The organism is Serratia sp. CY52157 (assembly GCF_052168495.1).
Lineage (GTDB): Bacteria > Pseudomonadota > Gammaproteobacteria > Enterobacterales > Enterobacteriaceae > Serratia > Serratia ureilytica.
The window spans coordinates 516,490-529,799 of record NZ_JBJNMO010000002.1 but is presented as its reverse complement, the minus strand read 5'-3'; the positions used below and the strand labels follow the sequence as shown (position 1 = coordinate 529,799).

The 13,310-nt window shown below is 58.9% G+C and carries 15 protein-coding genes; 9 read left to right on the top strand and 6 right to left on the bottom strand.

Annotated elements, in window-relative coordinates:
* Window positions 1–29: 29 nt before the first annotated feature.
* From ACJ8IP_RS12290 to ACJ8IP_RS12265, 6 genes are all read left to right on the top strand, one after another.
* The gene (locus ACJ8IP_RS12290; RefSeq protein WP_164107155.1) at window positions 30–1,214 is read left to right on the top strand and encodes an MFS transporter; all 1,185 of its coding nucleotides are present in this window, start codon (window positions 30–32) and stop codon (window positions 1,212–1,214) included.
* Between the two features lie 59 nt (window positions 1,215–1,273).
* Window positions 1,274–2,167 (top strand): LysR family transcriptional regulator, encoded by an 894-nt coding sequence (locus tag ACJ8IP_RS12285; protein ID WP_033652403.1) that lies wholly within the window; start codon window positions 1,274–1,276, stop codon window positions 2,165–2,167.
* Window positions 2,168–2,222: 55 nt separating this feature from the next.
* Entirely contained in the window at window positions 2,223–2,684 is a 462-nt protein-coding gene (locus ACJ8IP_RS12280; RefSeq protein WP_164107156.1) for a GNAT family N-acetyltransferase, read from the top strand.
* A gap of 53 nt (window positions 2,685–2,737) precedes the next feature.
* Window positions 2,738–3,079, top strand: a complete 342-nt coding sequence (gene yajD, locus ACJ8IP_RS12275) for an HNH nuclease YajD (RefSeq protein WP_004939576.1) — start codon at window positions 2,738–2,740, stop codon at window positions 3,077–3,079.
* A 271-nt stretch (window positions 3,080–3,350) separates the two neighbouring features.
* A complete protein-coding gene (locus tag ACJ8IP_RS12270; protein ID WP_016928620.1) occupies window positions 3,351–3,986 on the top strand; it encodes an AAA family ATPase in 636 nt (211 codons plus the stop codon).
* Window positions 3,983–4,285 (top strand): hypothetical protein, encoded by a 303-nt coding sequence (locus ACJ8IP_RS12265; RefSeq protein WP_033642294.1) that lies wholly within the window; start codon window positions 3,983–3,985, stop codon window positions 4,283–4,285. Before ACJ8IP_RS12270 ends, ACJ8IP_RS12265 begins: the two co-directional genes overlap by 4 nt.
* Window positions 4,286–4,326: 41 nt before the next feature.
* Here the strand turns inward: ACJ8IP_RS12265 and ACJ8IP_RS12260 are convergent, their stop codons facing one another.
* The gene (locus ACJ8IP_RS12260; protein WP_033652399.1) at window positions 4,327–5,088 is read right to left on the bottom strand and encodes a CDP-diacylglycerol diphosphatase; all 762 of its coding nucleotides are present in this window, start codon (window positions 5,086–5,088) and stop codon (window positions 4,327–4,329) included.
* Between the two features lie 238 nt (window positions 5,089–5,326).
* On the opposite strand from ACJ8IP_RS12260, the gene ACJ8IP_RS12255 reads away from it, so the two are divergent.
* Complete coding sequence (locus tag ACJ8IP_RS12255) at window positions 5,327–6,127, top strand: alpha/beta fold hydrolase (protein WP_164107186.1); 801 nt, start codon at window positions 5,327–5,329, stop codon at window positions 6,125–6,127.
* Window positions 6,128–6,168: 41 nt separating this feature from the next.
* Here the strand turns inward: ACJ8IP_RS12255 and ACJ8IP_RS12250 are convergent, their stop codons facing one another.
* From ACJ8IP_RS12250 to ACJ8IP_RS12240, 3 genes are read right to left on the bottom strand one after another with little or no spacing between them, the layout of a single operon-like run.
* A complete protein-coding gene (locus ACJ8IP_RS12250) occupies window positions 6,169–6,771 on the bottom strand; it encodes a helix-turn-helix transcriptional regulator (protein WP_049866660.1) in 603 nt (200 codons plus the stop codon).
* Window positions 6,768–8,054, bottom strand: a complete 1,287-nt coding sequence (locus ACJ8IP_RS12245; RefSeq protein ID WP_158524422.1) for an O-antigen ligase family protein — start codon at window positions 8,052–8,054, stop codon at window positions 6,768–6,770. Before ACJ8IP_RS12245 ends, ACJ8IP_RS12250 begins: the two co-directional genes overlap by 4 nt.
* A 36-nt stretch (window positions 8,055–8,090) precedes the next feature.
* On the bottom strand, window positions 8,091–8,243 hold the full coding sequence (locus ACJ8IP_RS12240; RefSeq protein WP_154219866.1) for a hypothetical protein: 153 nt from the start codon (window positions 8,241–8,243) through the stop codon (window positions 8,091–8,093).
* Window positions 8,244–8,605: 362 nt separating this feature from the next.
* Here ACJ8IP_RS12240 and ACJ8IP_RS12235 point away from each other — a divergent pair, with 362 nt between their 5' ends.
* On the top strand, window positions 8,606–9,409 hold the full coding sequence (locus ACJ8IP_RS12235) for a winged helix-turn-helix domain-containing protein (RefSeq protein ID WP_164107157.1): 804 nt from the start codon (window positions 8,606–8,608) through the stop codon (window positions 9,407–9,409).
* Window positions 9,406–9,921, top strand: coding sequence for a hypothetical protein (locus ACJ8IP_RS12230; protein ID WP_033642288.1), 516 nt, complete (start codon window positions 9,406–9,408; stop codon window positions 9,919–9,921). Before ACJ8IP_RS12235 ends, ACJ8IP_RS12230 begins: the two co-directional genes overlap by 4 nt.
* Window positions 9,922–9,976: 55 nt before the next feature.
* Here ACJ8IP_RS12230 and ACJ8IP_RS12225 read toward each other — a convergent pair whose 3' ends face one another.
* Window positions 9,977–10,900, bottom strand: coding sequence for a DUF7916 family protein (locus tag ACJ8IP_RS12225; protein ID WP_094142459.1), 924 nt, complete (start codon window positions 10,898–10,900; stop codon window positions 9,977–9,979).
* 75 nt (window positions 10,901–10,975) lie between these two features.
* On the bottom strand, window positions 10,976–13,273 hold the full coding sequence (bglX, locus tag ACJ8IP_RS12220; protein WP_164107158.1) for a beta-glucosidase BglX: 2,298 nt from the start codon (window positions 13,271–13,273) through the stop codon (window positions 10,976–10,978).
* Window positions 13,274–13,310: the final 37 nt, after the last annotated feature.

Here is a 13,310-nt window from a genome sequence, read left to right as displayed (position 1 = left end):
CTGCGCATTCACCTGAGAAGAGCGGCATTATGCTGAATAATAAAGATAACCCTGCATCATCCCCGTGGCCGGCGATCTTCTCGCTGACGGTCGCCTGTTTTGTCATGGTCACCACCGAGTTTTTGCCGATCGGCCTGCTGACCAACATCGCCCCTTCGCTCGGCGTCAGCACCGGCACCGCCGGGCTGATGGTGACCATGCCCGGCATCGTGGCGGCGGTGGCCGCGCCGGTATTGAGTCTGGCTTCCGGCCGGCTGGACAGACGCCTGCTGATGCTGGGGCTGTCGTTGCTGCTGATGGTGTCCAACCTGGTGGCGGCGCTGGCCGTCAACTTCCCGATGATGCTGCTGGGCCGCGTGCTGCTGGGCATCTGCGTCGGCGGCTTCTGGTCGTTCGCCGCCAACTACGGCCGCCATCTGGTGCCGGAAGCCAGCCAGGGCCGCGCCACTGCGCTGATCCTCAGCGGCATCTCGGTCGGCGCGGTATGCGGCGTGCCGGCCGGGGCGCTGATCGGCGATCTGTTCGGCTGGCGCGCCGCCTTCTTCGGCAGTGCGGCGCTGGCAGTCGGCGTACTGTTGGCGCAGCTGCGTTTGCTCACGTCGGTACCGCCTTCCCGACCGGTCACGCCGCGCGATCTGGTGCTGCCGCTGCGCCTGCCGATGGCGCGCATCGGCCTGATCGCCATCGTGCTGCTGTTCATCGGCCACTTCGCCGCCTATACCTATCTGCGGCCCCTGCTGCAGCAGGTGTTCGTGCTCAGCCCATCGGCGATCTCGCTGCAGCTGTTGGCCTATGGCGCCATCGGCCTGCTGGGCACCTTTCTCGGCGAGCGTCTGGCGGAACACAGCCTGCGCGCCACCTTCATACTGATCGCCGCCATGCTGGCGGGCATTTTGATCGTTTCGCCGCTGCTCAGCGGCCTCGCCGGCGCCACTTTGATGGTGCTGGTTTGGGGGCTGGCCTTTGGCGCCGTGCCGGTCTGCGCCACCAACTGGATGTTCGCCGCCGTGCCGCAGGCGCCGGAAGCCGGTCAGGCGCTGTTGGTGTGCGTCATCCAGATCGCGCTGGCCTCCGGCGCACTGCTGGGCGGCGAGGTGGTGGACTGGCAGGGCGTCAGCAGCGCCATGCTGTTCGGCGGCGCGCTGATCCTCTCCGCCACGCTGGTATTCGGCCTCAGCTTGCGCTCCGGCGCGATTGGCGCTAAACAGTGTTAATCATTATCTATCTGCAGAAACATGCCCCGGCCACCGCCGGGGCATGGCGTTGAGAACCTATGGACCATCATTTGCTCGCTATCCGGGTATTTAACCGCGTCGTGGAAACCGGCGGCTTTACCCGAGCCGCCGATTCGCTGGGCATGCCGAAAGCGACGGTCACCAAGCTGATCCAAAATCTGGAGGATCACCTGCAGACCAAACTGTTCCAGCGCACCACCCGCAGCGTGTCGGTCACCCGCGAAGGCGAATGCTATTACCAGAATACGGTGAAATGGCTGGCGGATTTGGAGCAGATGGAGGGCTGTCTGACCGAGTCGCAGAATTCTCCGCAGGGCGTGCTGCGCATCGATACCGGCAGCGGCACCGCCCGCCAACTGCTGTTGCCGGCGCTGCCCGGCTTTTTGGAACGCTACCCGCAAATCCAGATCGATCTCAGCATCGGCGATCGCGTTATCGATTTGATCAGCGACAGCGCCGACTGCGTGATCCGCAGCGGTCCGTTGGCCGATTCCAGCCTGATCGCCCGCCGTCTGTTCGATCTGGACTGGGTCAGCTGCGCCACCCCGGCCTATCTGGCGCGCCACGGCACCCCGCGCCACCCGTGCGATCTGGAACAGGGTTTTCCGATGGTGCACTACCGCCATCCGGTCAACGACCGCATCCATCCGCAACGCTATGTCGAGCGCGGCAAAGAGATCGCCATCCAACAGCGCTACCCGGTCAGCATCAATGAAGGCAACGCGCTGCTGGCGGCGAGCCTGGCCGGCTTGGGCATCATCCAGATCTATCGGTTTATGGCGCAGCCGCACCTCGAGCGCGGCGAACTGGTCAGCCTGCTGCATGACTGGCAGCCGCCGCCGGAGCAGATGTACGTGGTCTACCCGTCCAATCGCCACCTCAGCGGCAAGCTGCGGGCGTTCATCGACTGGGCGGTGGAGACGTTTCATTAACCGGCCGCTTAGGCAGGAGCGGCTTTTTTCCCGACTTTAAAAAAATAGGCACATCATGCATATCGAACCGCTGCTCGCCCATCGCCGGCGCATTGAGGAACTTGCCGCGTTGCTGCACCAGGAATGGGGAGCCTTTGCGCAGTGGAGCAGCCGCGATACCATCAGCCGGCGGCTGGCTGAACGCTGCGCACCCGAGAGCCAAGGCGTCGTATTGCTGGCGCTGTCGCCGCAGCAACAGATCGTCGGCATCGCCAGTTTGACGCTATATGAATTGACGGATAAACCGGAGCGCCAATACTGGCTGAGCGAAGTCTTTACCCACCCGCAGCACCGCGGCCAAGGCATTGCCCGCAACCTGATCGCGCGCTGCATCGAGCACGGCCGAATCCAGGGCATTAGCGAACTGTATCTGTATACGCCCGACCAGCAGACGCTGTATCAGAAACTCGGCTGGCGCCCTCTGGAGCAACGCCAGGTCGCCGGTGAAACCGTCACGGTGATGAGCCGCACGTTGTAGCCGCACGCACTGTGATATTATTGGCGCATAGTGATTTCCGACGGACGACCACCATGGCCTATATCCCCAAAAACTATGCGAAGCTGGAAACCGGCTACCGCGAAAAAGCGCTGAAACTGTTCCCCTGGGTATGCGGGCGCTGCTCGCGCGAATTCGTTTATTCCAACCTGCGCGAGCTGACGGTGCACCACATCGATCACGATCACAGCAACAACCCGGAAGACGGCAGCAACTGGGAAATGTTGTGTCTGTATTGCCACGACCACGAACACTCGAAATACACCGAGGCCGATCAATACGGTTCGACGGTGGTGGCCGGTGAAGATGCGCAAAAAGATATCGGCGTCGCCACCCACAACCCGTTCGCCAACCTGAAGGCGATGATGAAGAAGTAACGCCATCGACAGCTTAATGAGCCACTAACTTATTAAGCTGTTAAATTAACAAAAGACTCTTCCGTTCCGCCACTTCCCAGAGAATTCCTACTTACCCATCCGGTCCATTCACCGCAAAATAAGCTGCGCAGTTAACAACATACTGGCTTGGCAAGCCGCCGCAGTTGGTGCATATTGTTCGCGAGTTGTTCTTGTTAACCTGTTTGATTATCAACCTAATAAGCACATTAACTTAATAAGTTACCCGCTTAATAACTTGAGAGATGGCAGCATGATTGTTCTGATTGGCTCGCAAAAAGGCGGCGTCGGCAAATCGACGAAAGCAGTGAATATCGCCGGGTATCTGATTCTTAAGCAAGGCAAGACGGCGATCATCGTCGATGCCGACGACCAGAAATCGATCATGACCTGGTACAACGACCGTCAGAACGTCGAGGGGCTGCCGCACATTCCGGTGGTGGCCGCGTCGGGTAAAATCAAGGAAACGCTGCTGGAGCTCGATCGCCATTACGACTACGTGATCGTCGATACCGCCGGCCGCGACAGCGCCGAACTGCGCTCCGGCCTGCTGGCCGCCGATCTGTTCCTCTCGCCGCTGCGCCCTTCGCAGATGGATCTCGACACCATCGGCTATCTGTCGGAGATGTTCTCCACCGCACAGGAATACAACGAGAAGGTCAAAGGCTACATCGTATTGAACATGTGCCCGACCAATATCTTCATTAATGAAGCCAACGAAGCGGCGCAGGTGCTGAGTGAATACCCGGAGTTCACCCTGGTGAGCAATCGCCTGTGCGACCGCAAGATTTACCGCGACGCCTGGGGTGAAGCCATCACCGTGCACGAGGCGAATAATGAAAAGGCGCAGACCGAAATTGAATGCCTGGTGAAAGAGGTGATCCTGTGAAGAAACGCACCCCCACCCACCGCATGTCGGAAGACGAATTCATCAACAGCGCCACCTCGCATACGTTGCCGGTTGCGGCGCCCGCGCCGGAAGCCAAGCCGGCCGGCCGCAAGCGTACTTATAAGGCGATCTCCGTCAGCCTGACGGACAACCACATTGAGGCTATCGATGAAGTGATCGTCCAGGCGGCGCGCAACGGCATCGTGCGTATCACCCGCTCCGACATCATCAAACTGGCGATCGACGGATTGGCGGAGAAAAGCGAAGCGCAACTGCTGGCGCTGCTGAAAAAACTCTGACCGCACGGCAGCCGCCGGCTGATCGAGCCGGCGGGCCGTTATCATCTAGAGTTCCCCGCGACCTCGCACCGGTAGTCCTGAATTTCACCGGCCGACCCCAGGTTGAGATCGGTCAACTTCAAACGGTTTGCCAACAGCAGCATCTCGCCCTGCGGGCTGACCGCCAGCGCCAGACCGTAATTGCCGATGCTGTCGCCCTGTTCGACCACGTAGTTTTGCAACAAGCGGAAAGGATCTTCCTGGGTTAAATCGGTGCCCGCCAATTTTCTGGCCAGATATTGATGGCCGACCAATTTCACCGCCAGCGGCCGCCACTGTTGATCTAATTGCTCAGCCTGTTCCCCCAGCGCGTTATAGACATCCTGGCGCAAGCAGGCAACGTGAATATGCAGCTGATTTTGAGAGCGGCCATATTTCGAATTGACCGCCAGAGAAACCCATGCGTCTTTTAACGGTTTACCCAGCTCGCTGGATATATGTTCGCGGTTATTCCAGGCCTGGGCGAAATAAGGCGGCGTTCGATCCGCTTGCAATATCGGGCTCTCGATGCCGCTGACCTTTTCGGTCGGCATCACCAGATCGTGGTAAGGGCCCTTGCTGTCCTTAAACAGCACATATCCCTCGGTTAAATCCACCTTTAAGCAGGGGGCAGGATCGTGGTTCTGCTGCTGATTGGGCACGCACTGTTGGCTGACTATCTGCCACAGCGCATTCGGATTGCCGCGCCCGAAGAACCACCACAGCACCGCCGCCAGCAGCAAAATGACAAGCAAAATAATTAATAGTCTGAAAAGTCTTTTCATCGCGACTCCCTGTTTATCTATTCCATACCGAAAGGAGCGCCAGCATAAACCAAGGCTCCGGCATCGACCAGAATATTATCCTTAATGTCACCTTTTATTGACGTCTTGTTAGCAATGGATAATTAAAAATAAGCCTCCACCTGAGTAATTTAAGGTAAATTAATACCGTGGGTTGAATATGAGTGTGATATAAGCAGCCGGGACTCTTTTTATATAAGGAACCGATAAGATGCCAACGATGGGCAAATCCCTGCATTATCTCGACGTAGGTTCAGGCTTTCCATTGCTGCTGGGCCACAGCTATCTGTTCGATCTGAATATGTGGGCGCCGCAGTTTGAAGCGCTGGCTAAACGCTACCGCCTGATCGTACCGGATCTCTGGGGCCACGGCGATTCACCGGCGCTGCCACCCGGGCGAAACAGCCTGTCGGATATCGCCGCCGATCATTTGGCGCTGATGGGTCATTTGGATATTGAAGAGTTCGGCATCGTCGGCCTGTCCGTCGGCGGCATGTGGGGCGCCGAACTGGCGGCGCTGGCGCCGGAGCGGGTGAAAGTGCTGGCGCTGCTGGACAGCTACCTGGGCGACGAAACTCCAGAGGCGCGGCAGCGCTATATGGGCATGCTGGCCGCCGTGGAACAGGCCGGCGCCATCACGCCGCCGCTGCTGGAATATATCGCCGCGCAGTTCTATTCCGACGAAGTGCCCGCTGCGCTGTCGCAGCCGTTGCTGGCCCATCTGCAAAGCCTGCCCGCCGAGCGCCTGCGCGAAAGCATCGTGCCGCTGGGCCGGATGATCTTCGGCCGCCCCGACAAGCTGGCGCTGCTGGAACACATCACCGCCGCCAGCATCGTCATCACCGGCGCGCAGGATAAGCCGCGCCCGCCGGCGGAAGGCCAGCGCATGGCGGATCTTCTCGGCTGCCGACATGTGCTGATCCCCAACGCCGGGCATATCAGCAACAAGGAAAATCCGGCGGCGGTCAATGAAACGCTGCTGGCGTTTCTGGCCGAAAGCACCACGCCGCTGTTTTGGTAAGTCGCTCCGGGCCGCCAGGCCCGGACCTGCCATGCCATCGCTCAGACGACGTGGCTATCGCCATTTCCCTGACCGAATCCCCCCAGACGCAACCAGCGGTAAAGCTCCGCATCGCGCTGGAAATGCATCTTTCTCATCACCGCCCGTTTATGCGTGCTCACCGTCTTGATGCTGACCCGAAGCCGACGGGCAATGGCGGTCGGCGTCATTTCCCAACTCAGGTAACGCATCACTTGTTTTTCCTGCGGCGTCAATGGCAACGGCTGGCACCAGGCGCAACAAGAAAAACCGCAGGCGCCGCCGGTTCGGCCTTTTATCACCCGCGCTACCGTGTGCAACAGCTTTGCGACGCCTTCATTGCGGTACACCCTGCCCGCTTCCCTCAGGCACCCCGAAATGGCGCGAATGCGGGCTTCTCTGAGATCGTAAACGGCGAGATAAAGGGCGTGAGGAGCATGGGGAGGATGGCAAAAACGCGCCATGTCGCCTTTGGCGATCGCCTGGAACACAAGGTCGGCATTCATCGGCTCGCTGCAGCGCGCCTCGATGCCACGTTCACTAAAATAGTCGCTCAACGCCCGATACGCCCCGGCGACAAAAAAGCGGTCGATATCCAGGAAGGCGATATTGATGACCGTGTTCACGCCGTTTCCCTCCGCGCGAAAACAAACCGGCAAAACCGGCCGGCATTGAGCCTGCTGCGCCCATCCAACGTAACGAGCAGCAGCGTCAAAACCGCCCATTGGATGAGCGACAGCCCGAACGGGTAGGAAAACTGCGCGCACAGCAGCAAGGGAATGCCGCTCGCCGCCAACGCGGCCTCTTCCCCGGCGGCCGGGCTGTGCAAGCGGGCGGCGATGCGCTCCCGTCGCCATGTTTGGCGCACCAGCGCCGCAACGCCCGCCAGCAGGCACAGCATGCCCGCCAACGCAACGACGCCGCCTTCTATCCACCACAGCAGGAGCTCATTATAGGGTTGCCGCGCTGCGCCTGCCCGCGCCACCGCGGGCAGCGCATGGGCCTGTAAATGCTCAAAGCCATGCTCGAATCGGCCATAGCCCCATCCCAACCAGGGCCGCTCTACCACCAGCGCCAACGAGTCAAGCAGCGTATCGCAGCACGGCGCGGCATTCGACAAACGAACGCCGGCGTTCAATTCATCTGCCAATATCGCCAGGCAGAATCCCAATGCCGTCATCAGCAGCGCGAGCACGCAATGCAGCGGGTATCTGCGCACAAACATCAGGGTCAACAGCGCGGCACCCAATAGCACGCTGAGACAAACGGTCTGCGATGCCCCCCAGCCCAGCGCGGCGGATAAACCGATCAAGAGCGGCAGCAAGAGTAAAATACGCCATCGCTCGTTATCTCGGCGCAACATGCGGAACCGAGGCAACACCGTCAGACCCCATCCCGCCAATAATCCGCTCGCCAATAAACTGCTCGCGGCATCCGGCCAACGCCCCCCGCTGCCGGCATAGCCCGCCGCCGCCTCGGCCGGGAAGGAAAAAAGCCAAATGCCTCCCACGGCAGCGGCTAATACCAGCGTATAGATAAACGCAATACGCACGTGCTGCATGACCCGATATTGCAATAGGATAAAGTAAATAATCCAACTGCCAAACAGGCAGGCCATTCGCCCGACGGTAAGCACGCCCCACTCGGCACGAGAATAAAAAAGGGGCAGCAGCAATATCACCGCGCCCAGCGCAAAGAAAAAACACGCGGGGGTCATCCCCCACGCTTTTCGCAAAAAAAGGAGCGCGCCGCCGACGCCCAATAAAGCAAACAGGACAACCCCAATCACAAGAGAATATGGAAACGTCAGCGAGAAATAGTTCATATCATAGTGATAAATATAGCCACCCAACAAAAGCAATACGCTGACATAGACCATCACCATGAACTTTAAACATGGAATAGACATAATAATTTCATCCCAAAATATCTATCTAAAAAACCATCAGAAAAGGCTAAGCCATTTTTCAATTGCAATAAAAGAAATGCCTGTCAGCAACACCAGCCCGGTAACTATCGCCATCACAATCCCGACAGATTGAATAGCTTCAAAAAGCTTTCGCCTGTAGCGTAAAAGCGTCCAGTTTCTTTTAAACATACCTTTTCCTCTTGGCCATTCAGGCTTCAAGCAAAGAAAGCCCGCAATTTAAACGTGGATTACCGGCAAAATCCTGTCGCATTCCCCAGCGAGTTCCATCGTATCGCCGCAGCCAAAATCAAGATATATGTATTAAATTTAACCATAAAAACAGTTTTTAATTCCTAAAAATAATAAAAATAAGGAATTAAAAACCAAAACAAAGAAAACCTAATATTATAAAACTGGCGCCCCCGTACGTTTGAACTTTCGCCAAAAATTTCACAACATGAAAAAATCGCCATCATCTTGACGGGTGAAAAATAATAGATGACTCTGTCCTCGCTAAATTTCGCCGTCGCTATAAGGGCAAGCAGCAAATTATGGAATACGTCATTAATCAGATGATTATTTTCTCACCTGCCGAACGCGCATTGTTCATCATCAATGAACGGGAATCTTTTATGCCATTATCTAACCCTGCCACCCGCTTGTTGTTAGAGTTGGTTACCCATCATAAAGAGATGCTCACCCGCAGGCATTTGATGCAGCGGGTCTGGGAAGATAATGGTTTTGTGGGTTCAAACAATAATCTGAATGGTTGCATCAGTGAGATAAGAAAAGCGCTTGAGTCGCTGGCGCTGGATCCGCAAATCATTATTACCATCCCCAAACTGGGGTTCATTCTTGAAGCGGAAATTACCTCATGCGAAAACATGCGCTCAGCGGACAACCAAAAAGCGGTTATTCCCACCCTGTTGACCCGGGCCGGCGCACTGTTAAAACGGCGTGGGAATATCTGCCAGGCAAATAAAGCGCCCCTTGCCGCAGCATTGATGATGATTGCGTGCTTTAGCCTCGTCTGCGCTTTATTGTGGTTCAACCGGCCGGTTCACGCGTTCAAAAACGCCAGGGTCGATTTTTTTTATCGCCATGAGCAGTGCAACGTTTTTACGTTGGAAACCGCCGCGCTGAACGACCGGCGTGAAACGCAAGCGCAAATTGCCGCTGCATTGAAAGCTGAAGCGACCGACTGCGGCACAACGCCCGCCGATCTGTTCTACACCAAAATCGCCAACCCCAACCTTCCTTTTCAGGTCACCTTCATCGCCATCTGCAATCTGGCGCAACCCGGTCAATATGGCCGGTGCCGCACGATCAAAAACACCGACGGTATGACGCCATGAACAAAAAAACACGCTTTATCGTCGGCTTGTTATTGCTGATGGCGCCCCTGGCAAGCCAGGTCGCCCAGCTGTCGCACCATCCTAAAACCTTACTGCGTTGCGAAGCGGAGATCACCGCGCGCAACCGCTATGGCCCAGCCATGGAGCCCGCCGCGGTTTTAAAAGCAAAGATGTATTTTTTCCTCTACCACAACGGCACTGGCTTTATCAGGCTCAATGGTTTTATCGAGCGACAAGAAAAGACCTATGTGCTGAACCGCGAACTTCACTATGTGTATGACACCCCCGGCGATGAGGCGGCTGAAGAGGATGGCGGCGGCGATGGGTACACGCTGCGATTCGCCGCCGACCGTAAACATGCCGGAGATACGGTTCCCGCCCCCCTTTGGGCGACCTTTTTGCAGTCGGAAGATCCCCGAATCTCCTACCATGTCGCCGTCGAACACGTACTCGGCAACCTGTATGTGGTCAGTACGCTTCAAAGCCCGACCTTTGTCTGCCGGCGTTATTAGGCTATGCGTTGCGAGTGTTGCCTATCGGAAGAAAAGCCCGCAAGCGGCAGCCATTTCAGCGGTTAATTGAACGCGCCATGCGGCTGTAGGTGTGGCGCACGCCGCGAATCGCCACGCTGTAGGCGAAGATGTTTTCCGGCAGCGCCAGCCCCAAATAGCCGGTATCGCCGATATGGTGCAGATCCGCGCCGGCCATTTTGCTCATCAGCGCAATCTGCCGCACGGTCTGCACGTCGGCCCCCTCTTGCGAGGTGCCGATCGCCGTCATCGCCAGCGCCCCCTGCCGCTGGGCAAAGGCGATCAGCGCCGCCACTTTCTCCTGCGACATGCCGGGAATGGTGCCCGGCGCCGGCAATAGCACGATATCCGCACCGTTCTCCACGAACAGCGCGATGTCCTGCTCGCCGATCAGTTGGCTGCCGCTTTCGCGCACAATGCCGGCGCCGTGCATTTTGCCGGTCACCAGCACCATCTCGTCGCCCACTTCCTCGCGGATCGCTTTCAGCGCGGCGGCAATCGCCTGATTGCTGACGCCGTTGTTCGGGTTGCCGGTCAGCACCAGCATGCGCGCGCCGAGCTGATACAGCTTGCGCGCATTCTCGGCGGTGGCGGCGCGGCCCGCCGTCATCTGCCAAAAGTCGTTATGTTCGCTGGCGAAAGCCGGATCGACGGCCTCCAGGTTCACCCCGATCACCCGCCCGGTCAGTCGCTGCAGCGTGCGCAGCGCCTCCTGCGGCGGCACGTCGGCGGGCAGGCCCGCGATATGCGGACGATCGACGTCGAACAGGTTCAACAACAGCAGGTCGGCGCCCTGGCTGGCCGCCAGTTCGGCGTTGGTGACGTTATTGAGCAGCGGCTGAGTGACCGCGATGGTTTCGCTGACCAAGATGCGCCCTTCGCTGGCGCGGATGGCGTAGAGCAGATCGGCTTTGCCGATATCGGCCAGATCGCTGGCGCTGCAGTCCAGATAGCGTTTCATGAGGCAAGCTCCGGTGACGTTAGCGGAAAGGGATGGATGCCCCCTCTCCCACCGCCGTGAAAGAGGGGGAAAAGGTTACTTCAGCGTAAAGCTTTGCGCCTGCACGTTGTCGGAATCCAGGCCGACGAACACGTTGAATTTGCCCGGCTCCGCCCCCCACTTCAGGCTGGCGTTGTAGAACTTCAGATCGTCTTCGCTAATCGGCAGCTCAACCTGCTGCGACTGGCCGGCCTTCAGCGTCACTTTCTTGAAGTTGCGCAGCTCTTTCACCGGGCGGCTGACCGACGCGGTGACGTCCTGCAGATACAGCTGCACCACCGTGGCGCCGTCGTACTTGCCGGTATTCTTCAGCGTGACGCTGGCGGTTAACTTGCCGTTGCGCGCCATCGTCGGGCTGGATAACTTCAGATCCGACAGGCTGAAGGAGGTGTAGCTCAAGCCGTAACCAAACGGATACAGCGGGCCGTTCGGCGAATCGAAGTAGCGCGAGGTGTACTTGCCCGGGTTCTCCTTGCCGAACGGCCGGCCGGTGTTCAGGTGGTTGTAGTACATCGGGATCTGGCCGACCGAGCGCGGGAAGGTCATCGGCAGCTTGCCCGACGGGTTGTAATCGCCGAACAGCACGTCCGCCACCGCGTTGCCGCCCTCGGTGCCGCTGTACCAGGTTTCCAGCATCGCGTCCGCCTGCTCGCTCTCCCAGCTCAATGCCAGCGGGCGGCCGTTCATCAGCACCAGCACCAGCGGCTTGCCGGTGGCTTTCAGCGCGGCGATCAGATCGCGTTGGCTCTGCGGGATCGTGATGTCGGCGCGGCTGGAGGCCTCGTGTGCCATGCCCTGCGATTCCCCCACCACCGCCACCACCACGTCGGCCTTGTTCGCCGCCTGCACCGCTTCGTCGATCATCTGCTGCGGCGAACGGGTATCGAACGCCACCGCCGGCTCATACTCGTTCAGATAATCGATGATGCCTTTATCCTGCGTGACGTTGGCGCCCTTGGCGTACAGAATGCGCGCCTTGTCGCCCACCGCCCGCTCCAGCCCCTCGCGCAGGGTGACCGACTGCTTGACCACCCCGGCGGCCGACCAACTGCCCATCACGTCGCGCTGGCTGTCGGCCATCGGCCCGACCAGCGCGATGGTCTCCTGCTTGCTCAGCGGCAGCGTCTGCTTATCGTTCTTCAGCAGCACCATCGTCTTGCGCGCCACCACCCGCGCTTCGGCGCGGTGCAGACGGCTTTCGGCGTTGGTGTCCTGCGGATCGGAACCCGCCGGGCCCAGATGCACGTAAGGATTGGTGAACAACCCCATGTCGTATTTGGTGTTCAGCACGTCGCGGCAGGCGCGGTCGATATCGCTTTCAGACACCAGTCCGTCCTTCACCAGACCCGGCAGGTATTTGTCGTAGAACTCGTCGCTCATGCTCATGTCGACGCCGGAGGTGATCGCCAGGCGCACCGCGTCGCGCGCGTCGGCGGCCACGCCGTGCTTAATCAGTTCCTTAATCGCGCCGTGGTCGCTGATGGTGATGCCTTTAAAGCCCCACTGCTCGCGCAGCAGATCTTTCAGCAGCCACGGGTTGGCGGTGGCCGGCACGCCGTTCACCGAGTTGAGCGACACCATCACTCCGCCGCTGCCGGCGTCCACCGCCGCTTTGTAAGGCGGCAGATAGTCCTGATGCATGCGCAGCGGGCTCATGTCGACGGTGTTGTAATCGCGGCCGCCTTCGACGGCGCCGTACAATGCAAAGTGCTTGACGCTGGCCATCACCGAACCGGGTTTGGCCGGATCGCCGTTCTGGAAACCGTCGACCATCACCTTGGCGATTTTCGAGACCAGCCAAGTGTCTTCGCCGAAGCCTTCGGAGACCCGGCCCCAGCGCGGATCGCGGGTGATATCGACCATCGGCGCGAAGGTCATGTTCAGGCCGTCGTCGCTGGCCTCTTGCGCCGCGACCCGGGCGCTGAGCGCGATGGCTTCCAGATCGAAGCTGGCCGCCAGCCCCAGGCTGATCGGGAACACGGTGCGCTGGCCGTGCACCACGTCATAGGCGAAGAACAATGGGATTTTCAGGCGGCTGAGCTGCATCGCCTGATCTTGCATCACCCGGATATCCGGCCGGGTGACGGTATTGAAGATGGCGCCGATCTGCCCTTTGCGGATCCCCTCGCGGATCGCTTCTTTCGGGTTATCCGGCCCGACGCTGATCAGCCGCAGCTGGCCAATCTTCTCTTCCAGCGTCATCTGCTTCATCAAATTGGACACGAAGGCGTCGCGCTGCTGGGCGTGAATGCCCTGCGTTATCGGCGTTTCCTGCGCAAAAACCGGGCTGAGGGCCAGACCGGACAACATACTCACCACACAAAGCCATTTCATCTTGTTTTATCTCAGGCGTGTTTCCGCCGCCAACGCC